The following is a 21958-nucleotide window of genomic DNA, read 5'->3' as shown; positions in this document are numbered from 1 at the left end:
TAAAATTATTAATTGATTCAGCTTCATATACCGCTCTGCAACATTATAAGTAAAACTTATTGAGTTTCTAAAATTTTATGATTTTTATTTTATATGTTTGCAGCGTATGCTGCACTTAATTATTTTGCCATCATTGCAACGGAGAAGACATGAAACTCTTTCGTCTATGTTTTTTAACTACGACTTTACTAAGCTTAATAGCCTGTTCTGAGCCAGAACAACAAGTTAAAGAAGAGCCCATTCGCCCTGTTAAATTATTCAACATAGGTCATGATTCTCAAACTAACATTCGCAGCTTTCCTGCTGAGGTTGTTGCAAACCAAGGCTCTTACCTTGCTTTTAGGGTAAACGGCGAACTTATTAAGTTTCCTGTGCTTGCTGGTGAACACGTTGAAAAAGGTGATTTATTAGCAAAACTGGACCCTGAAGATTTTCAGTTGCAGTTTGATGAGCGCAAAGCGCGCTTTGAATTGGCAAAATCACAACTTGGCCGTATTGAGCAATTGTTTGAGAAAAAAATCACTAGCCAATCAGAATTAGATCAAGCCACTGCTAATATGCAAATTGCTGAATCTGCATTTAAAATTGCACAAACAAACCTTGAGTACAGCGAGCTACGCGCGCCATTTTCAGGCACAGTTGCAAAAGTATTTGTTAAAAACTTTGAAAACATTCAAGCCAAACAAAATATATTGCGTTTAGAAACACGCGATTTAATGGATGTAGAAATCCAAGTTCCTGAAAAAATAGTCGCTCGTTTTCAAAAAGGCACTGATTACCACCCTACTGTAAAATTCGATGGCTTTGACGATAAAGAATACACACTTGATATTAAAGAGTGGGATACCCAAGCAGACCCTGCAACACTTACCTATAAAGTTGTGTTTTCGCTACCAGTACCTGAGGACTTTAATTTACTAGCGGGTATGACGGGCAGTGTATTTATTGATTTAAGTAAAGTAACGCGCTCGCAAGTGTCTTACACAATACTGCCAATCGAATCAGTGTTTTCTGAACCTCAAGAGTCTATTAAAGATAATGCCTACGTGTGGCTTTTTGATTCAGAAACTAGCCAAGTACATAAACAAGCAGTAAAAATTGGCCAGCTACACCGCGATGGTATTGAGGTGTTAAGTGGTATTAAAGAAGGCCAAATTGTTGTTTCTGCCGGTGTGCATTCACTAAAAGAAGGCATGAAAGTAAGAGCATGGAATAAAGAGCGAGGCTTATAATTATGAGCTTTGCACAACTCTCCATAGAGAAAAAAGTAATCAGTTGGATGTTTACGCTGCTGCTATTAATTGGCGGTACCGTGTCGTATTTTGATTTAGGGCAATTAGAAGACCCTGAGTTTACGCTTAAAAAAGCCATGGTTATTACCATGTACCCTGGCGCGTCGCCGCAACAAGTAGAGGAAGAAGTAACTTTTCCTCTGGAAAACGCGATTCAGCAACTCCCTTATGTTGATTACGTTACTTCTATTTCATCTAACGGCAAGTCGCAAATTTCGGTAGAGATGAAAAGCACTTATCGAAAAGAGCAACTTCGCCAAATTTGGGATGAAATGCGTCGTAAAATTAACGACCTCTCCCCTTCGCTTCCCAGCGGCGTTTACCCAAGCACTATTTTAGATGACTTTGCCGATGTTTACGGTGTTATGTATTCGGTAACCGGTGATGGCTACTCATATGACGAGCTTAAAGACTACGTAGACTTTTTAAAGCGCGAGCTAGTCTTGGTTAAAGGCGTAAGTAAAGTAACGGTTGCAGGTGAGCAGCAACCGCAAGTAATGGTTGAAGTCTCAACGCGTAAATTAGCTCAATTAGGCATTGCACCCAGTCATATATTTCAGTTACTGCAATCGCAAAATACGGTATCTAACGCGGGTAAAATTCGCGTGGGCGATGAGTCAATTCGCTTGCACCCTACTGGCGAATTTAAAGATGTAAAAGAGCTCGAAACGCTATTAATTTCAAAACCTGGTGCAAGTGAGCTTATTTATTTAGGCGACGTAGCAAAGGTTTACAGAGAGTACGCAGAAGTACCTAACAATGTTATTCGTTATAATTCTCAGCAAGCTTTGCTTATTGGCGTATCGTTTATGTCGGGAGTTAACGTGGTAGATGTGGGTAAACACATTGACGAGCACTTAGCCTCACTTGAGTATCAACGCCCTCATGGTATTGACATAAATTCGGTATACAACCAACCACAAGAGGTTCAAAAATCGGTTGATGGTTTTATTATCAGCTTACTTGAAGCTATTGCGATTGTTATTGTAGTACTGCTGCTATTTATGGGTTTAAAAAGCGGTATTTTAATTGGTGGTATTTTACTGCTTACTGTACTGGGTACGTTTATATTTATGAAGTTGTTTGCTATCGACTTGCAACGCATATCGCTTGGAGCACTTATTATTGCCCTAGGGATGCTGGTTGATAACGCAATAGTTGTAACCGAAGGGATACTAATAAACCTTAAACGTGGGCAAACAAAACTCAAAGCGGCGGTTAATATTGTTGAGCAAACAAAATGGCCCTTACTAGGTGCAACAGTCATTGCAGTCACTGCCTTTGCGCCAATTGGATTAAGCTCTGATGCCAGTGGTGAATTTGCCGGTAGCTTGTTTTGGGTGTTGTTTATTTCGCTTTTATTAAGTTGGATAACAGCCATTACGCTAACGCCATTTTTTGCCAATTTAATGTTCAAAGAAAACGAGTTTAAAAACGAAGAAGGCCAAGAAGATGAAGACCCATATAAAGGTTTTATTTTTAATGGTTACAAAGCGATTTTAGATTTAGCGCTGCACTTTAGAAAAACCACGCTTATATTAATGGTTGTTTTACTGTGTACTGCGGTTGTTGGTTTTGGCTCTGTTAAACAGTCGTTTTTTCCTGCCTCTAATACACCTATGTTTTATGTAGATTACTGGCAAGAGCAAGGCTCTGATATTCGCTCAACCCTAGAGGGCGTTAAAAAACTTGAAGAGTTTTTGCAAAAAGAAGACCTTGTTGAAGAAGTAACAAGTACAACAGGCCAAGGCGCGCCACGCTTTATGCTTACCTACGCACCAGAAAAATCATACCCCGCGTACGGGCAATTAATTATTCGTGTAGCCAACAGAGAAGCCGTAGCGACTGTAATGCAAACTGTACGTGATTACTCAAATAATCATGCACTCTCTGCACAGCTTAAAATTAAGCCAATGGAAATTGGTCCTTCTACTGATGCAAAAATAGAAGCGCGTTTTTCAGGCCCTGATCCTGTTATTTTAAGACAACTCGCTGCTAAAGCTGAAGAACTTATTGGTAACGACGATGGCGCGTACAATATTCGTGATGACTGGCGTGCACGTACTAAAATGATTCGCCCGCAGTTTAACGAGCAAAAAGCACGCCGCTTAGGTATTAGTAAATCTGACTTAGACAATGTATTACTAACAAGTTTATCGGGTAAACAAGTGGGCGTATATCGCGATGGCACGCAGTTGCTGCCTATTATTGCACGATCTCCTGCTAACGAGCGCTTAAACGTAGAAAGCGTACACGACCTTCAAATATACAGCCCAGTACTTGGTGTATTTGTACCAGTAACCCAAGTTGTAGACGAATTTGATGTGCAGTGGGAAGACAGCCTAATAATGCGCCGCGATCGCAAACGTACAATTACGATTATGGCCGATCACGATGTATTAGGGGATGAAACCCCTGCCAAACTATTTGCACGTATTCGCGGACCAATAGAAAACATGGAATTACCGCGCGGTTACGAACTAGAATGGGGCGGCGAGTTTGAATCTTCAAGCAAAGCTCAAAAAGCAATATTTGGCTCATTACCACTGGGTTACTTAGCGATGTTTGCAGTAACCGTATTACTTTTTAACTCGCTTAAGCAACCACTTGTGATTTGGGCAACGGTTCCGTTAGCTATTATCGGTGTAAGCGCGGGCTTGTTAGCTATGAATGCTCCGTTTAGTTTTATGGGACTACTTGGTTTATTAAGCTTAAGCGGTATGCTTATTAAAAACGGTATTGTATTAGTTGATCAAATAAATCTCGAATTGAGTGAAGGTAAATCGCCTTATGAAGCCGTGTTTGACTCTGGTGTGAGCCGTGTGCGCCCAGTTGCTATGGCGGCTATAACTACTATTTTAGGTATGATCCCGCTGTTATTTGACGTGTTTTTTCAGTCAATGGCGGTAACAATTATGTTTGGTTTGGGCTTTGCTACCATACTAACGCTCATTGTGGTGCCAGTACTTTACACGGTTATATTTAGAATTGATTACGAGCCACGTAAGTAGTTAAACATATAATCGGTTAACATTAAAAAATGCCACTGGCTCAAGGTCAGTGGCATTTTTATTTAATACCGATAAAAAAAGAAAGGCTACATATTTAGTTGTTAAGAAACTAACCGCAACACTTTTTATATTTTTTGCCACTACCACATACACAAGGTGCGTTACGCTCTGGTACTTTATCAAATACTTGTGGTGTTGACTTGCTAAGCGCAAAGTCTAGTTCGCGAATATCTTCTGGTACGTCTGCTTTAACTTCAATTGAAGCAAATAGCGAATGCTCTGCTAGTATGGCTTCTATTTCTGATTGTCGTTCAGTTGAGTTTACAATTAGCGTTAACGGGTGTAACTCTGTGCCTACCTTTGCGGTACGATTTGGCGCAAATCCATTACTGTTATTTTTACCCATTATGTCGGGCTTACCCATAAAGAAAAATTTTGACATGTTACTTCTATAACCTTTCTACATTATTAAGACGGCGCATCTTAACAGCTTACCCAACATATAACTAAGGTGTACTTGCTAATGCACAATATAAATCAAGCTTTAGCGTATATACGCCTAATATAGCGACATAATGAGGACATTTAATGGATTTAGGCAAAATTTGAATTCGAAATATAGTAAAATTATACTAGCTAGACTCAGTGGCGTTTTAATATCTAACTCAATATTATGGAAAAGCCTTGGAAAACTTTAAAATTGCACTTCTAATAGCGGGCAGCCTTTTTATACTTTTTGGTTATTTACGCTTTATAACTGATGAAAATGGTAACGTGAACTTAAACAACTACCGTTTTACAGGAGGCATACTACTGGTTATTTCCGGTATGTTCGATGGCACACGCGACCTTGTTAATCGCCTGCGCTCTAAAAACTCGTTATCGGCGATTGCAGTTTATTTAGGTATACTCTTATTTTATATTGGCTTTAGCATTTAATAGCGAAACATTAAGCGCTAATTTGGGCTTTATACAAGCAACATTTTATAAGTGAATACCCTTTGACCTTTAAGCAACTCTTCAACAGCGCCTTATTACTCTTAGTAACAGCACCTCCGCTGGTTTTACTTGCATGGGATGAACAAGCCGACCCCGCTTTTATCCCCAACAGTATATATAACACCTTAACATTTACGTTATTTCCAATAACGGCGATAGTGTTGTCGGTTGTTTTATTAAGGCACCTATATAAAAAATACAATAATAACTTTGAATTTAAACATACAGTTAAAAATTATATTGCTGAGCATGGGAAGTTCCGCAGCGCATTTATACCACTGTTTTTGCCCATTTTAATTTACTTATGGTTATGGACGTCAGTTTGTATTTCTGTGAAATTATGGGCCAATAAACACAGCAATAATATATGGCAGCAAGAGCATCAATTACTCGAGGTAGGTAGTTGCCCAAATGATTATGAGTACAGTTGTGCAACGCTAACTGTGCTTAGTTTACAGAACTACAGAAAATACACTTTTAGATGGTATTTAGATAAGAATAAATTGGTGACTTTGCAAAATAACAATATAAATTTAGTGGGCGTTACAAGCCCACTTGGCAATATAGTACAAGAAATACAGTGGTAGTAGAATACCACTTAGGTGCAGATTATTTTTTTAAGCTAAGGGTACGCCCCGAGCTAGGTTTTGACTGTGACGACTTGTTCTCTTTAATACTTTTTGGCTTACCAACATACGTGGTAGAACGCTTTTGATAAGGTGCTTTACTGCGCTCATTTTTGCGCTCGCCATTAGCATTACTGCGATCAGAGTTGCGACTTGAATTTCGCTCAGTACTACGCTCGCCACTTTGTTCGCCTTTATTAAAACGGCGAGGATTTTCACCCTGAAAATCACGCTTTTTAGGAGCTGACGGCGTATTATTTTCTGATTGTTTATTAGCATCAAGCGAATGTTCTTGAGTTTTACCTGAGTCAGAAATCGAGTCGTTTATTTGCGCCATTTCAGTATCAGATAAATGACGCCACTGCCCTACCTTTAAACCTTTTAGTGTTACGTTCATTATACGAGTGCGCTTTAACGTCACCACTTCGTAACCTAAATATTCACACATACGGCGTATTTGGCGGTTTAAACCTTGTGTAAGTACTATTTTAAATTCTTTAGGGGCAGTTTGTGTCACTTTACACTTTTTAGTCACCGTATCTAAAATAGGCACGCCATTGGCCATTTTTGTAACAAACTGACGATTAAGCGGTTTATCAACCGTAACAACATATTCTTTTTCGTGGTTATTACCCGCACGCAAAATTTTATTAACGATGTCGCCTTCGTTAGTTAAAAATATAAGCCCTTCAGAAGGTCTATCTAAACGCCCTATTGGAAATATACGCGTAGGATAATTTACCGCGCGAATAATATTACTTTGAATTTTACTTTCGGTAGTACACGTAATACCAACTGGTTTATTGTAAGCGATATAAACGCGCTTTGGTGTGGCTTTAAGTGGCTTGCCATCAACCAATACAACATCGGTAGCAGCAACTTTTACGCCCATTTCAGGCGAGTAGCCATTAACGCTGACACGACCTTGCTCAATATATTTATCGGCTTCGCGGCGTGAACAAAATCCTGTTTCACTAATAAATTTATTTAAACGTTTTAATTCGGTCATGGCACTTATAGCGTAGTAATTTTTAAGGCGAGTAGTGTAAACCACCCACACTATTTTTTCGCCCCTAATTTAAAATTTATAGGTGTTTAAGCATTAATTTTTGCTTTCGTTAATTTACGCCATACAAATTCAAGCGGGCCTTGGTTAAAATAACGGCTGTATATAAAGGTAAATATGAGCTGCAGTGCAACTAATGCCGTTGCAACTAACCAGTAGTCAATACGATCAAAATTGAGCACCCAGTGCGTAAATAGCACTTTATATAACAACAGTTGTATGAGTGTTTGGCTAATATATAAAGTAAATGCTAAGCGCCCCGCTTGTTGAATAAGCGTGCCAACGTGTGCGCTGTTATTGCAAAATTTAACAATTAAATGAATATACAGCGTAGCCATACCTAGCGCCGCAAAAATATTTACAAATTCTTGCACCCCATATCCTAAGCTGCCATTAAGCTGTGATGCATAAAGCCTGATTCCACAAAAAACAAGGGTCATTGCACCGCAAACTATTAATTGCTGAGTCGTTAAGCCTTTACTAAAAACGTCTTGTTTATATAAATAAATGCCAATGAGCATAAGGCCCACGCACATCCACATTGTCATTATTGGCACCATAACAAGCATTAACGTGTTCATAGCAAGGTTACTAATAAAGTAATCAATATAGTGTGGGTTATATAATTCAATAAACTGTGCTGTATCGCGGTAAATTATTTCATCGGGTACGCTAGATATAACAAGTAAGGTAATCACAGCCGACAACAAGGTAAATGCAAACCCTCTTTTTAAAAGTACGTTGCTATCACTTTCTAAATATTTAATAACAAACCAGCCAGATACACCGTAAACAAATAAAATATCACCGGCCCAAAGTAAAAAACCATGCGCTAAACCAAAGAGGATTAACCAATAGAGCCTGCTTTTTATCTGCACTTCAGACTTGTAACGTTGCCACTGAATATAAAGCCCAGCACCAAAAAGCAAACTAAACAGCGTTCTAAAACGCCCGTCTACAAACACGCTGCTAAGGGTGTGAATAATTGAGTCGCTAACAGGAGGATTAGTTAAGGAGGAATACCCATATTCAAAAATGCCGAAGGCGTAAGCATTCATGTAAACGAGGCCAAGCACGGCAACGCCGCGAATAAAGTCCATATTATAATTGCGCATTAAAGCTATTATCCGTTAAATATTATTCTTATAACTGTCAGCCCAATCGACTGACTGCTGGTAAAGTGGAGGTAGTATAGCACTGTCAATATTCAACAAAAGTACAGCTTGTTCAAGTGCCCACCAGCTTCCTGTTTCATATGCTTTAACAACGTTTAAAATATAATAAAGTGTGTTTTTGTCCCCTAATAATGCCGTTTTTATTTCATCAGGGAAAGGTAGCTTTTCAACAAGCAAGCTCATTGGTTGATCAAGGATTGCATCTAGCAGTGAAAATAATCCTGTTAAAAATGCTTCGCCTGACTGACTTTTATTAACCTTTTTTGCCACAAGCTCACAAAAACGAGCACGTACAACACACACTTGCATTAGCTCTGCAGGTTTTTTACCCGCTGTATGAGCAGTAACAATAAGGCTCACAAACTTTTTAAGGCGTTCGTGTCCTAAATACACGAGCGCTTGCTTTAATGACGATATTTGGCTTTGTATAGGAAACACACCGCTGTTTATTAATCTCAGTAACTTATATGCGAGTGCAGCATCTAGCTCAAACAGGCTTGCGATTGTTTTAATGTCAGGGCTTTGCTTCATTATTTCTGCGTAAATAGCGACGACTAAACCATAATTATAATCAATGTCGTTTTGCTTGATCATGGTAGGCTTTGCAAAAAAATAGCCTTGAAAATAATCAAACCCCATATCAAAGGCAAGCTCATAGTCTTCTTGTGTTTCTATTTTTTCGGCTAGTATTTTTATTTGTTTATGCGCTTGTAACTTAGTAACTATGGGCTGTATTTCGCTAAGAGGTGTAATTGCAATATCAAATTTAATGAGCTTCACAAGCTTTAGAAAACGATCCCATTGTGGTTTATATACAAAATCATCGAGCGCGAGTTTGTAGTTACTATGAAATAAACCTCGGCATAGCTCATAGTTGTCGTCGGTAGGTTCTATGGTTTCGAGCAACTCAATCACAACGTCTTGGCATGGTAAGAAAGCACATAAATCGAGTTTTAATGATTCAGGTCCTATATTTATAAGCGCTTTTTTGCCTGATGTAATATGGCGTGTACCTAAATTTAATTGATTTTCCATAATAAGCCTTGCTGTTGCTTGGCCTTCTGCAATATCTGGAAAATAATTTTTTGGACTATCACGAAAAAGTAGCTCATAGGCTACTACTTTTTTACTTCGATTGAATATTGCTTGCCTTGCAACAAATACAGACACATTACCTACTTCTTAGCTTTTATATAATACTAAGTAATTAAACCCTAAGCAGGTAGATTTGTCACTAAACTTTAAAGTACAGAAACGATTTACCGGTATAAGGTTGTTATATAATCAGTTGCCACTTGTGGCCACGAAAAACGCATTTGCTCTGCGCTGTGCTTAATTTTATGCCATCTTTTAGGATTTTGCTTTTTAATTAAGAGAGTTTCGTCTAAACAGCTAATTAAATTACGCGTTTGCGTTGCCAACGTGTCTCCATTAAAGCTAAAACCATTTTCGTGGTGTTTAACAGTATCTTTTAATCCGCCAACACTGTGTACTAAACACGGTTGCCCCGCTCGCATTGCTAGCATTTGGCTAATACCACACGGTTCAAACGAGCTTGGCATTAAAAATAAGTCACCTAATTGATACATTAAATCGCCAACACCTTGCCCATACCCCTTTAAAAATAAAAGATTGGAATTACGCGCCATTGCTTTGGTAAATATGCTTTCGAGCTCTTTGTCACCCGAGCCGAGAATAATAAGTCTGCCGTTATGTTCATTAATTAATTGGCACACTTTATCAATAGCTAAAACCCCATTAACCTGCTGGCACAATAACAACACTTTTTGCTCAGTAAGACGGCCAACGCTTGTAACTAATGGACCGTTATTAACCGTTGCTTTAAATTGTTGTAGTCGTTGGTGGGCAATATAGTAGCCACTTTGTAACTGCTCGTAATTGGCCATCCAACCAAACAAAGTACTCTCAGCTTGGCTATAAAAATCGGCGAGAGTTGCTCCTTCAAGTGCATTGCTTGGATATTCGCAGCCATTTAAAATACCAACAAGCTTGCCTTGGCTTGCTGCATTTTGCAGATCTTGCTCAAGCCCTTCGCCACCAAAAAAACCATGTTCGTAATTGCTAGGTTCAAGAACCTCTTGGCTGTAAGTTGGCGATACAACATGTATTTTATCGCACAAATTTATTGCACTGCGCATAGGATTAAAACAATGAGGGTAACGCGGGTCGCATAATTGCTGGCCATTATAACTTAGTGATGGAAACCACGCCTCTAAGCTTGAATCATCATGTTTGAAAGGCCTTATCCCTTGCAGTGCAATATTATGCACTGTGAAAGCAATAGGTAAGGTATTAAGTGAGCTATAACGAGGCTCAAACTTAAGCAAAACTGCAACGCAGGCACTGTGCCAATCATGTAAATGCAGCGCTGTAGGGCGCTTTAATACACCTTGTAATAACGCTTCGCAGACGGCTGCGTTAAATAGAGCAAATTTAGTCGCATCAGTTGCAAAAGGCCTCCCCGGTGCATCATTACAATATACACTGCCTGATTCACTAAATAGCGGGTGGCTAATAACAATTTGGCTTACATTATTTTGGGCTTGTTGTACTTTAAAAATGGTTAACACATGGGGTTGAGCATTAAATGCAACGGTTACTTCACCTATATAAATACGCTCAAGCGGCTCAAACCCGTAATCAGGAATAACAACATCAACCGTTATACCTTGCTTTGCGAGAGCCTTAGGTGCATCGCGTACTACATCTGCCACACCGCCTACTTTTGCGCCTGGTAACGCGTCATTTTCTGCTGCAACCATTAATACATGCATTAATTTATTATTTCCTTTAAACCTGTGTGAGCTTGCTCACAAATGAGCAAGCTATGTTGTCGTGCTTATCTAACTTGTTGTTACGCTAGCTTTTTATTTTCTCGCGCTTGGCGTTCTAACTTTTTTGCAAGCTCAGTGAGCATATCACGTGTAACAAGAACGATACCTTTTTTAGATACTCTAAAGCCGTTTTCTTCATCTGTTTTTTTGTCAAAACCTATTTCAAGACCTGCCGGTATTTCACAGCTTCTATCTATTATTGCGCGTTTAATTTTACAACCTCGGTTTATAACCGCACCGGGTAAAATCACCGACTGCTCAATGGTACAAAATGAGCGAACGTGAACGTTAGAAAACAACAGGGATTTTCTAACCGCAGAGCCCGAAATAATACACCCACCCGAGACTGTTGAGTCTAAAGCCATACCACGTCTATCTTCATCATCAAAAATAAACTTAGCAGGTGGTAGTTGCTCTTGATAAGTCCATATTGGCCACGTTGGATCGTATAAATCAAGTTGTGGTTCTGGCATTACCAGTTCCATATTAGCTTCCCAGAACGAATCAAGCGTACCTACATCTCGCCAATAAGGTTGCCCTTCTTGGTTTGGATCTCTAAATGGGAAGGCAAACACATTATGCTCTTCTATAATCGCTGGAATAATATCGTGACCAAAATCGCGTCCAGAGCCTTCATTTTCAGAATCTTTTTTAAGTTGCTCAAACAAAAATTCAGTATTAAAAATGTAGTTCCCCATTGATGCTAAACATGTACCTGGCTTGCCGGGTACGGAGCTCGGCATTGCTGGTTTTTCATCAAAACGACACACTCTATTTTCTTCATCAACGGTCATTACACCAAACGTGTCTGCGGCTTCCTCTACTGGGACTTCAATACAACACACAGTCATATCTGCGCCTTTTTGCACATGTTCAGCCAATAAAGCACCATAGTCCATACGGTACACATGATCTCCAGACAAAATCATCACATATTTAGGAAGCTCGTGACGAATAATATCTATGTTTTGAAAAACAGCATCTGCGGTTCCACAATACCAATCATCACCTTGGCGCTGAGATGCAGGTAGTATTTCAACCGACTCTCCTAGCTCTTTTTTAAAGTGCCCCCATGCGCGGTTTACATGGCGTATTAATGAATGTGATTTATATTGTGTAGCAATACCAACACGTCTCACACCCGAGTTAATGCAGTTTGATAGTGGAAAATCGATAATTCGATGTTTACCACCAAAGTAAACTGCTGGCTTTGCTCGCCAATCGGTTAACTCATGCAGGCGAGAACCGCGACCGCCTGCCAGTATTAACGCGTAAGTTTCTCTGGTTAGGCTACTTATGTAGCGATTTGCATAATTAGGCATAATACTCTCTCCATTTAGTCTAGGCTGTTAGTGGCATGGCTTTTAGTTGTCGTTAAGTCTGTTTCACTAATATTGAGGGGTTCTAAATGCCAAATATCTTCACTGTATTGGCTTATGGTTCTGTCACTTGAAAACATACCACTGGCTGCTGTATTTAAAATACTCATTTGTGTCCAGTAGGTCTGATCTGCGTAAGCTTTATCAACTTCTTTTTGAGCTGCTACATAACTTTCAAAATCGTGAGCAACAAGCCATGGATCGTGCGGGCTCTTAATTGCATTTGTTATGTCGTCAAATAAGCATGGTTCAAATAAATTAAAATGCCCGCTCTCGAGTAATTGCATCACATTCTTTAAATCGCTATTTTGCGATATTAAATGCTCTGGATTATAACGTGATTTAATATCGTCAATTTCGTGCGCTTGTGCGCCAAACAAAAAGAAGTTATCAGCACCAACAGCATCTCTAATTTCAATGTTTGCGCCATCCAGCGTGCCTATTGTCAATGCACCATTCATCATAAATTTCATGTTGCCAGTACCAGACGCTTCTTTGCCTGCGGTAGATACTTGCTCTGAGAGATCAGTTGCAGGACAAATAACTTCCATTGCGGTTACGTTGTAATTAGGCAAAAAGGCGACGCGTAAATATGGCGCAGCTTGAGGGTCTTTATTTATAACCTCTGCCACGTTATTAATAAGCTTAATAATTTTTTTAGCCATGTAATAACCCGGCGCTGCTTTACCACCTAATAGAACACAACGAGGAACAAGCCCTTGGGTATCCCCACGGCGAATACGGTCATATAAATGAATCACATGAAGTATGTTTAATAGCTGACGTTTGTATTCGTGGATACGTTTTACTTGTACGTCAAACATCATTGATACATCAAAATCGATATCGCAGCGCGCCTTAACTAAATCAACTAAACGTTGTTTGTTTTCACGTTTAGCATTTTGCCACTGCTCATGAAATGCCTTGTCGTCATAAAAACGACGTAGGTCACTAATTTTTGAAAAGTTTTTAACCCAATCATGGCCAATTTTTTCACCAATTAATTCACTTAATACTGGATTACAATGCGCAAGCCATCGACGAGGCGTTACACCATTTGTTTTGTTATTAAACTTATCTGGCCACAGTGCATAAAATTCTTTAAATAATCCCGCTTTTAACAGTTCAGTATGAAGTGCTGCTACGCCATTTACAGAGTAACTACCTACAATAGCTAAATAAGCCATACGAATTTGCGGCTCATCACCCTCTTCAATCAGTGACAATGCACGTTGCTTTTCAACATCTCCCGGCCATTGCTGTGAAACTTGTGCTAAAAAGCGTGCATTTATCTCGTAAACTATTTCTAAAATGCGTGGCAATAATTTTGAAAACAACGAAACAGACCATTTTTCAAGCGCTTCAGGAAGTAGCGTATGATTTGTATAAGCCATTGTTTTAGTTGTGATTTTCCAAGCATCGTTCCAATTTAATTCGTAATCATCAATTAAAATACGCATTAGCTCTGCAACAGCAATACTTGGATGCGTGTCATTTAACTGAAAAACATGAAAATCAGCAAAGTCACTAAAGCTCTCGCCATGTTGGGAAACCCATTGGTCTACTACGTCTTGAATACTCGCCGATGATAAAAAGTATTGTTGGCGTAACCTAAGTTCCTTACCATTTTCGCTGCTGTCATTTGGATACAGCACCATGGTGATCTGTTCGGCTAGATTTTTTTGTGCGACGGCTTCTGAATAACTGCCCGCATTAAATTCGGTTAAATTAAATTCATCTGTTGCCTCTGATTTCCACAGACGTAGTGTATTTACGATATTGTTTTTATACCCAGGGACAGGTACATCGTACGGTACAGCTAATACATCTTGTGAGCCCATCCATTGACGGTGCTCTCTGCCAAATTTATCTGTGTAACTTTGCACATAGCCACCAAACTTCACACGTTTTGCATGCTCTGGTGCGCTTAGCTCCCATGGATGTCCTTCACGTAGCCAGTTATCTGGTTGCTCAATTTGGTTACCATCTTTAATCGATTGATTAAACATGCCGTATTCGTATCGTAGGCCATAGCCAATAACAGGCAACGCTAAACTAGCACAGCTATCTAAAAAGCAGGCTGCAAGGCGCCCTAGCCCACCATTTCCTAGGCCAGCGTCGTGCTCGGCGTCTTCAATTGTTTCTATTGTTGTGCAGTACTCTTGTAGTGCTGAGCTTACTTGTTCATCTAAATCTAGATTTAAAACAGCATTACCTAGCGCACGCCCCATCAAAAACTCAAGAGAAAGGTAAGCCGTTTTGCGGCGTTTCTCTTGCTTAATTTGTTGATTCGTTTCTCTGCAGCGGGCCACAAGTCTGTCGCGAATAGTAAGCGCTAATGCGTGATACAAATAATGCTGCGATTCCCCCACCTTATCTCGGCCGAGGGTATAATAAAAATGCCGTGTTAAGTCATCTTTAAGCGTACTTTCATCAATAACAGGACCTTCTTGCCAGCCCTTTACTACACACACTTGATCACTTTGTTTAACCATGACTAACATCCTCTAAATTGGCACTAAAAACCCAACTACTTTGTGCTGAAATTTCAACCATCGCATCTTCATTACTGCTCACAGGTGCATTATGTACACTTGATAGAATCATTTGCCACGGCGCATTAATTGGCGATGGGGGCATTTGACAAAAAATTGTTTTTTCACTGGCATTAAATACAATCAGCAATGCATGATTGTTTTGCTTATCAAGTAAGCTATACATTAAAAACTGCCTGGTATCTTCATGCCAGTGAGCATCAGTCATGGTTTTACCTTGTTCGGTAAACCACTTAACGGTAAAACGCTCGTCTATATCATCTAAAAATACACTGTGTTTAAACGCACTGTGCGCACGTCTAATTTTTAATGCATCATCAATAAATCGTGTTAACGAATGATTAAGTTGAGAATCTTTCCAGGCAAGCCAACTAGTGCGATTATTTTGGCAATAAGCATTGTTATTCCCCCCTTGCGAGTGCGCCATTTCGCTGCCAGCGGCAATCATTGGAACACCTTTTGAGAGAATTAAAGTAAGTAAAAAGTTCTTTTGTTGCTGTAAGCGCAGTGCGTTTATTTTAGAGTCGCTGGTAAAACCTTCTACCCCACAGTTAAACGAATGATTTGCACTGTGCCCATCTCGATTTTGCTCGCCATTAGCTTCGTTATGTTTATGCTCATAACTCACTAAATCGGCAAGGGTAAAACCATCATGACTCGTTATGAAATTAATACTATTGAGCGGCCCACGTTGGCTGTGCTCAAAAATATCAAACGATCCATGCAAACGTTTTGCAACGCTTGCAATAATGCCTGTTTCACTTTGCCAAAAACGTCTAATTACATCGCGATATTGATCGTTCCATTCTCGCCATGGCGGCGGAAATGCACCAAGCTGATAACCACCTGGGCCTATATCCCAAGGCTCACTTATTAACTTAACTTTGTTAAGCACAGGGTCTTGGGCAACTACTTGTAAAAAAGTATGTGCGGAGCTAAAGCCTGCTTTTGAGCGGCCTAAAATGGTCGCTAAATCAAACCTAAAACCATCAACTCCCATTACTTCAACCCAATAACGAAGGCTATCAAGTACAAGTTGCAGTGTTTTAGGGTGGTCAATATTTATGGTATTACCACAGCCGGTATCGTTTATATATACGTCAGGCTGGCCATCTACTGTGCGGTAATAGGCTAAGTTATCAAAGCCTCTAAGCGATAGTATAGGGCCATCCGCCCCTGCTTCAGCTGTATGGTTGTAAACAACATCTAATATGACTTCTATGTCTGCAGCATGAAACTCTTGCACCATTTGCTTAAACTCGTTTATATCGTCGTTTACCAAATAGTCTTTATGGGGGGTAAAAAAGTTAAGCGTGTTGTAACCCCAGTAGTTTTGCAAACCTTTCCCTGTTAAAAATTGCTCACTAATAAAAGAATGAACAGGCAAAAGCTCAACGGCTGTAACACCAAAGCTTTGTAAGTGTTCAATAAAGCTTGGGTGGCTTAACCCTAAAAACTTCCCTTGTAGAGGTTTAGGTATTTTAGGATGACGACACGTTGTACCTTTTACATGACACTCATAAATAACCGTGTTTGACCAACGGTGGTTAGGCTTTTTATGCCTATACAACGTAGGAGCCGCTACTTTTGATTTAGGTATATCAATCGCATTATTTACAGTGCTTTTAGTACCGATGGGCATTTGCCCGTAATGGCGTTCACTCCAAGTAAACTCACCAAACAAGTCTTTTGCATATGGGTCTATCAGCAGCTTATTTTCGTTAAACAGTTGACCATTTTTAGGGTTATATTCACCCTCAACTCTAAAACCATAAAGCGCACCGGCGTTTAATGGCGAAATATGAATACTCCAAATACCCCCTTCGTTGATATTCATCGCCATTTTTAGTATTTCTGAATGGCCACTTTTATCAAACAGGCATACATAAGCTTGGCTCGCCCCAGGCGCATAAAGCGCGAAGTTGACCCCATTATCAATAACACTAGAGCCAAGTGGTTCTACATTACCGGGTGCTACATCAAATCGGTTACTCATCATCAACCTTTTGTAAATAAATAGTAGTTAAGCCACCAATGGCAATTGAAATACTGTGTTTAAAACCATGATTTGATTCGTTTATTGCCTGAACTATCAGCGAAGAATCTTTAGTTACCTCAACGCCAGAGCCAAAAAACTGAGTATCATCTGTATTTACAATGACCTTGTAACGCCCTTTACTCGGTACGCCAATAACGTAGTTTTCATAGGACGCGGGGGTAAAATTAGCAATAACAACCACAAAGTTTTTTGCGTTTTTAGCATAGCGAACAAAGCTTAAAATGCTCTGCTGATTATTATTGTTATCTATCCAGGTAAAACCAGCCGCGCTCGAATCAAGCTCATACAACGCGGGTTGGGTTTTATAAACGGTATTGAGCGCTTTTACGGTGTGCTTTATACCGCTGTGGCTTTGGTGCTCAAGTAAATGCCAATCGATAGAATGATCGTGCCCCCACTCTTTTCGCTGTGCAATTTCACCGCCCATAAATAAGAGTTTTTTACCCGGGTGTGCCCACATAAATGCGTAATAAGCGCGTAAATTTGCAAATTTTTGCCAATCATCGCCTGGCATTTTTTCAATTAACGAGCCTTTACCATGTACTACCTCATCGTGGCTTAATGGCAATATATAGTTTTCGCTAAACGCGTATACCATCGAAAAAGTCATTTCATGATGATGATGCTGACGATATAAAGGGTCGTGCTGCATGTAATGCAAACTATCGTTCATCCAACCCATGTTCCACTTATAACCAAAGCCCAAACCGTTGTGCTCAACACTTTGGGTGACACCCGGCCATGCTGTCGACTCCTCAGCCACCATCATAATGCCTGGGTTGTTTTTATAGCTGCGCATATTGACTTGCTTTAGGCACTCAATTGCACCTAAGTTTTCACGCCCGCCGTAACAATTAGCAACCCACTCGCCTTCTTTTCGGCTGTAATCTAAATACAACATAGAAGCTACGGCATCTACACGCAGGCCATCTAAACCAAATTGATGTAGCCAATACATAGCATTTGATATTAAAAAGCTTTTAACTTCAGGACGGTCGTAGTTATAAATGTAGGTATTCCAATCAGGATGAAACCCTTGGCGCTTATCAGCATGCTCATATAAATGGGTGCCATCAAATCGATGTAAGCCATGCGAATCGCTTGGAAAATGCCCTGGTACCCAATCAAGCAAAATACCTAAATTAGCTTTGTGGCACTGCTCTACAAAGTATTTAAAGCTGTTGTAGTCGCCAAAGCGGCTGGTAGGTGCAAATAATCCAACAGGCTGATACCCCCACGAACCATCAAACGGGTATTCACTTATTGGCATAAGTTGCAGGTGAGTAAAATTCATTTCAAGGGCATAGCTAACGAGTTTGTCGGCAAGCTCTGTGTAACTTAAATAGCGGTTGTTTTCAGCCCGTTGCCATGAGCCTAAATGCACTTCATAAATACTAATTGGTGCATCTATATGGTTACGCTTTTGTCTGTTTTGAAGTGCCTGCTCGCCAAGCTTTATAGGTTCTGGTTTATACTGCAGTACACTTGCAGTGCCAGGTGCTTGTTGCATTTTAAATGCATAAGGGTCGGCTTTTTCGAGCACCTCTCCACTTTGCGCGGTAATTGCAAATTTGTAGCACATGTCAGCTTTAAGGCCTGGTACAAATAACTCCCATACACCACTTGCAGGATGAAAGCGCATAAAGTGGCGATTCGCTTGCCAAAAGTTAAACTCACCAATAATAGAGACACTTGCCGCATTAGGCGCCCATACACAAAAACGTACACCGTCTACGTTTTGTTGAGTACTAAAATGTGCACCAAAATGCGAGTAAGCATGTTCAAGACTGCCTTCGTTAAATAAATACATTGCCTCTGCATCAAGTGTGCTTTCAAAGCTGTATTCATCATAAAAGGTAACGCTGCTATCTGTGTACTGAGCAATGCATTCATATGGCGCAGTGGGCAAAGCATCAACTTTGGCTATAAATAAGTCACTTTGCTGGTAGCGTTTCGCCTTAATACTTTTATTATTTAATGTAACACTTACGCTTATTGCACAAGGTAGATAAAAACGAATTTCAACCTCAGCATCCGTTTTATGTGCCCCTAAGAAGCTAAATGGGTCTTTAAATCGCCCTATATTTAATGCGTGTACTTGTGCATCATAACTATTTTCATTAGTTGTACTGCTCATTTAACCTTTCCTTATTGAATCGATAGCAGCTAAAAGTGAGGCATTTTTGGTAAAAATTTCTTCACTGGTATGCGTTAATACACGTCGCCAATTAGGATATTCTTTATCTGTCCCGGGGATATTAACCGGATACTTTTGCTCATCTAAGTCATCTATTTGTATTGCAAATAAACGCGATTGAGAGCCTGCTAAACACAATGCAAGTGCGCTATAAACAGTCACAGCTTCACTATGTAATAAAAGCTCAGTTGTATTGCCATGGTGATTAATAAAACGTAGTAACCTTTGTTGCTCTTCTATTCGCTGTTGCTTTAGTTGCTCGTATTCATTGCAAGTTATAAGCTTATATTGTTGCTTAATATCTAAATCATCATGTTGCCACCAGCCTGTAAATGGAGGAACATCGTGATTGGCTATCATTAACAAACAATGTGTTGCTAGCTCATCTACCGATAAAAACTCTCCACTGTGTTGTTTCTCAAAATAAAATAAGCTGTTGGAAAAAATACCGCTAGATGCCAAAGCTTCCCTAACCTCTGGCGGTACGATGCCTAAATCTTCACCAATAACAATACTCTGATTAATATGCGATTCAATTTTTAAAATGGCAAGTAAATGCTCAAACGGATAATAAACATAACAGCCGTCTTGTCCGCCATTGCTTTCAAAGCACCACCATAGGCGCCTAATAGCCATTACGTGGTCAATTCGAAGCCCACCTACGTTTTGCATGTTTGCGCGAATGAGCGAGCGGTAAAATTGGTAGTGATTATTACTAAGGCTTTGGGGATTGAGGGCTGGGAGGCCCCAATTTTGACCTGCTTCAGCCCATGGATCGGGTGGAGCGCCTACACTTGCACCTTGGCTAAACAGCGATTGCTGGTTTTTAAATTCAGCCCCATCGCCAGCACAACCAACAGCTAAGTCGTTTATTAAGCCAATAGCCATGCCTCTCTCTGCGCAACTTTTTTGACACAGTGCAAGTTGCATATGCGCTTGCCATTGCAGGTAATAAGCAAATGTTAGGTTATCTGATTCGAGGGTATTTAACGTAGTAGAGTGAGCATTACAAAAATCAGTAAACGCTTGGCGACGCTCATCACTTGCCGTTAATTCAAACTGATTATAAAGCGCTTCAAATAACGTATACTTTATACGGCTTACATTTTCATAATCTATAAACTGATCATTACTTTTAATACGTGCAGCGACATCATCTTGCTGCATAATGGCGTCAAGGTTTTCGTTATTTATTGCGTCTTCGCTTAGTACGATAGAAATATAAAGAGGATTTAATAAAGCGCGACTATTAGGGCTATAAGGACTGGCTCGCTCTGGCATATCAGCAAATAACAAATGCAGTGGATTAAGTAATATATAATCCATGTTATGGGAGCTGCATAGTTTTGTAAGCGCTAATAAATCGTCAAAGTCGCCAATACCAAAATTCGCTCTATTTTTTAATGTGTAAAGCTGAATAGATAATCCAGTGCGCTTTGTGTCTCCCACTTGATAGACTTGCTCAGGCACGCACCAAATTTGTGTAATAGCGTGTTGCTCACCTACCTGAACATTAGCGTCATGATAGCCAATTGGCATATTACCAATGGGTAGTGCCAGCTCAATATAGCGAACGCCATGCAAGTAATATTCACCAGTGACAGCCAAGTTATAAAGGTTATCAAATGCTATATGCATTCCAAGTGAAGGGACATCGATATTAGCGGCTAAATATTGCTGACGTTCATCTATACGAAGCTTTAACAAACATGCAGTTTGCTCAACTAAACTCACACTAGGTACTAAATCAAGCCAAAGCGATGCATCTAAATCATAAGTTAGTTGAGCTATTCCTGCTTCATTATTTGTATCAACACCACAACATTGCAAAGCACGTTTACGCGTTTCTTCGCTAAAAAATACCTGTTCACCTGTATACTTAGTGAATTCAAAGCCAATACCATGCAGGTAAAACAACTGCGAAAGAGCATCCATTGAATCGCCTTAATTAGTGCGTTGAGTATTTACTATGCTGTTTTCTGTGCCAAATGTATTGCCGATATAACCGTCAGCTTGATGGTCGTTATCCCAAATGTCTCCATTAATCAGATAACGAAAGTGAAATTGTTGATCGATAGGTAAGCGTTGCTTAAATTTAAACACACCTTGTTTTTTATAAAGCTTCATTGGCACTGGTTTCCAATCATTAAATTCACCTAATAAGCAAACTTCTTCTGCCTCTGGATGAGAAAATTCAAAAGTAACTTCAGCTTCATCTTTTGTTTTAAAAAAACGTTTATTCAACATAGCAGGCTCCAACTAAACCAAAAAGGGTACTTAATCTTTGCCACAGGCCATACAACTAAACAAAAAGGCGATGTGGTAACCATCTAAAAATCATTAAACGTGTTATTAGTTAAACAAAACTTTATTTACGCTTTATTACAGTGCAAATAATATTTCAATTACACCAAAAAGGTGCATTAACCTTATATACAATACGCTTTAAATGATACTTAACATACAGAGCAATATTCAAACCAACAAACTATTAAAAACCTCATTAGTTCAATATATAAATATTTATAGCTGCAAATATCCGAAGAAAATTTAAAATCCTAAATTACTTTTTTTATATTACTTCATCATGGATAATACACATCATTCTAATACTCTGAAATATCATTAATTTCATGTTGAAAAAAACCATTTTAATAACTACCACCATCATTTTTTTAGTTGTAGCTGCATTTATTGGTACCTCAATTTATACCCTATACAGTAAAAAAGAAATCTCAGTTGAT

Annotated in this window: 15 protein-coding genes; 4 read left to right on the top strand and 11 right to left on the bottom strand. The window is 39.5% G+C overall.

The window, feature by feature from the left end:
- Positions 1 to 149 precede the first annotated feature (149 nt).
- Both H5072_RS00905 and H5072_RS00900 read left to right on the top strand, forming a co-directional pair.
- Complete coding sequence (locus H5072_RS00905) at positions 150 to 1232, top strand: efflux RND transporter periplasmic adaptor subunit (protein ID WP_165724062.1); 1083 nt, start codon at positions 150 to 152, stop codon at positions 1230 to 1232.
- 2 nt (positions 1233 to 1234) lie between these two features.
- Positions 1235 to 4303, top strand: a complete 3069-nt coding sequence (locus H5072_RS00900) for an efflux RND transporter permease subunit (RefSeq protein ID WP_182692400.1) — start codon at positions 1235 to 1237, stop codon at positions 4301 to 4303.
- A 109-nt stretch (positions 4304 to 4412) separates the two neighbouring features.
- Here the strand turns inward: H5072_RS00900 and H5072_RS00895 are convergent, their stop codons facing one another.
- A complete protein-coding gene (locus tag H5072_RS00895; RefSeq protein ID WP_182692399.1) occupies positions 4413 to 4745 on the bottom strand; it encodes a PBPRA1643 family SWIM/SEC-C metal-binding motif protein in 333 nt (110 codons plus the stop codon).
- A 242-nt stretch (positions 4746 to 4987) separates the two neighbouring features.
- Between H5072_RS00895 and H5072_RS00890 the strand changes: the two genes are divergently transcribed.
- A complete protein-coding gene (locus tag H5072_RS00890) occupies positions 4988 to 5242 on the top strand; it encodes a MetJ regulator of methionine regulon (RefSeq protein WP_182692398.1) in 255 nt (84 codons plus the stop codon).
- Positions 5243 to 5304: 62 nt separating this feature from the next.
- The gene (locus H5072_RS00885; RefSeq protein WP_165724054.1) at positions 5305 to 5889 is read left to right on the top strand and encodes a hypothetical protein; all 585 of its coding nucleotides are present in this window, start codon (positions 5305 to 5307) and stop codon (positions 5887 to 5889) included.
- Between the two features lie 22 nt (positions 5890 to 5911).
- Here the strand turns inward: H5072_RS00885 and rluF are convergent, their stop codons facing one another.
- From rluF to H5072_RS00835, 10 genes are all read right to left on the bottom strand, one after another.
- Positions 5912 to 6937: a 23S rRNA pseudouridine(2604) synthase RluF gene (gene rluF, locus H5072_RS00880; protein WP_033020665.1), complete on the bottom strand. Its 1026-nt coding sequence runs from the start codon at positions 6935 to 6937 to the stop codon at positions 5912 to 5914.
- 86 nt (positions 6938 to 7023) lie between these two features.
- Positions 7024 to 8094: a DUF418 domain-containing protein gene (locus H5072_RS00875; RefSeq protein ID WP_182692401.1), complete on the bottom strand. Its 1071-nt coding sequence runs from the start codon at positions 8092 to 8094 to the stop codon at positions 7024 to 7026.
- Positions 8095 to 8124: 30 nt separating this feature from the next.
- On the bottom strand, positions 8125 to 9339 hold the full coding sequence (locus tag H5072_RS00870) for an EAL and HDOD domain-containing protein (RefSeq protein WP_149603661.1): 1215 nt from the start codon (positions 9337 to 9339) through the stop codon (positions 8125 to 8127).
- An 89-nt stretch (positions 9340 to 9428) separates the two neighbouring features.
- The gene (locus tag H5072_RS00865) at positions 9429 to 10964 is read right to left on the bottom strand and encodes a glycogen synthase (protein ID WP_138490438.1); all 1536 of its coding nucleotides are present in this window, start codon (positions 10962 to 10964) and stop codon (positions 9429 to 9431) included.
- Positions 10965 to 11044: 80 nt separating this feature from the next.
- Positions 11045 to 12346 carry a glucose-1-phosphate adenylyltransferase gene (gene glgC, locus H5072_RS00860; protein WP_002958601.1) on the bottom strand — a complete coding sequence of 434 codons (1302 nt, stop codon included), beginning with the start codon at positions 12344 to 12346 and terminating at the stop codon, positions 11045 to 11047.
- A gap of 14 nt (positions 12347 to 12360) precedes the next feature.
- Positions 12361 to 14898 carry a glycogen/starch/alpha-glucan phosphorylase gene (locus tag H5072_RS00855; RefSeq protein WP_182692397.1) on the bottom strand — a complete coding sequence of 846 codons (2538 nt, stop codon included), beginning with the start codon at positions 14896 to 14898 and terminating at the stop codon, positions 12361 to 12363.
- Positions 14891 to 16954, bottom strand: coding sequence for a glycogen debranching protein GlgX (glgX, locus tag H5072_RS00850; RefSeq protein ID WP_182692396.1), 2064 nt, complete (start codon positions 16952 to 16954; stop codon positions 14891 to 14893). The genes H5072_RS00855 and glgX overlap by 8 nt, the downstream gene beginning before the upstream one ends.
- Positions 16947 to 19154: a 1,4-alpha-glucan branching protein GlgB gene (gene glgB / locus H5072_RS00845; protein WP_182692395.1), complete on the bottom strand. Its 2208-nt coding sequence runs from the start codon at positions 19152 to 19154 to the stop codon at positions 16947 to 16949. The genes glgX and glgB overlap by 8 nt, the downstream gene beginning before the upstream one ends.
- On the bottom strand, positions 19155 to 21149 hold the full coding sequence (gene malQ / locus H5072_RS00840; RefSeq protein WP_182692394.1) for a 4-alpha-glucanotransferase: 1995 nt from the start codon (positions 21147 to 21149) through the stop codon (positions 19155 to 19157).
- Between the two features lie 9 nt (positions 21150 to 21158).
- Positions 21159 to 21461, bottom strand: a complete 303-nt coding sequence (locus H5072_RS00835; protein WP_024595450.1) for an isoamylase early set domain-containing protein — start codon at positions 21459 to 21461, stop codon at positions 21159 to 21161.
- Between the last annotated feature and the right edge of the window lie 497 nt (positions 21462 to 21958).

Source organism: Pseudoalteromonas sp. SR45-5 (assembly GCF_014163565.1).
Classification (GTDB): domain Bacteria; phylum Pseudomonadota; class Gammaproteobacteria; order Enterobacterales; family Alteromonadaceae; genus Pseudoalteromonas; species Pseudoalteromonas distincta.
This window is presented reverse-complemented; position numbering and strand designations above follow the sequence as displayed.

Excerpts from the sequence above, each read along its gene's own strand:
- H5072_RS00905 (WP_165724062.1), top strand. The coding sequence starts at position 150 with ATGAAACTCTTTCGTCTATGTTTTTTAACTACGACTTTACTAAGCTTA.
- H5072_RS00900 (WP_182692400.1), top strand. The coding sequence starts at position 1,235 with ATGAGCTTTGCACAACTCTCCATAGAGAAAAAAGTAATCAGTTGGATG.
- H5072_RS00895 (WP_182692399.1), bottom strand. The coding sequence starts at position 4,745 with ATGTCAAAATTTTTCTTTATGGGTAAGCCCGACATAATGGGTAAAAAT.
- rluF (WP_033020665.1), bottom strand. The coding sequence starts at position 6,937 with ATGACCGAATTAAAACGTTTAAATAAATTTATTAGTGAAACAGGATTT.
- H5072_RS00875 (WP_182692401.1), bottom strand. The coding sequence starts at position 8,094 with ATGGACTTTATTCGCGGCGTTGCCGTGCTTGGCCTCGTTTACATGAAT.
- H5072_RS00865 (WP_138490438.1), bottom strand. The coding sequence starts at position 10,964 with ATGCATGTATTAATGGTTGCAGCAGAAAATGACGCGTTACCAGGCGCA.
- glgC (WP_002958601.1), bottom strand. The coding sequence starts at position 12,346 with ATGCCTAATTATGCAAATCGCTACATAAGTAGCCTAACCAGAGAAACT.
- H5072_RS00855 (WP_182692397.1), bottom strand. The coding sequence starts at position 14,898 with ATGGTTAAACAAAGTGATCAAGTGTGTGTAGTAAAGGGCTGGCAAGAA.
- glgX (WP_182692396.1), bottom strand. The coding sequence starts at position 16,954 with ATGAGTAACCGATTTGATGTAGCACCCGGTAATGTAGAACCACTTGGC.
- glgB (WP_182692395.1), bottom strand. The coding sequence starts at position 19,154 with ATGAGCAGTACAACTAATGAAAATAGTTATGATGCACAAGTACACGCA.
- malQ (WP_182692394.1), bottom strand. The coding sequence starts at position 21,149 with ATGGATGCTCTTTCGCAGTTGTTTTACCTGCATGGTATTGGCTTTGAA.
- H5072_RS00835 (WP_024595450.1), bottom strand. The coding sequence starts at position 21,461 with ATGTTGAATAAACGTTTTTTTAAAACAAAAGATGAAGCTGAAGTTACT.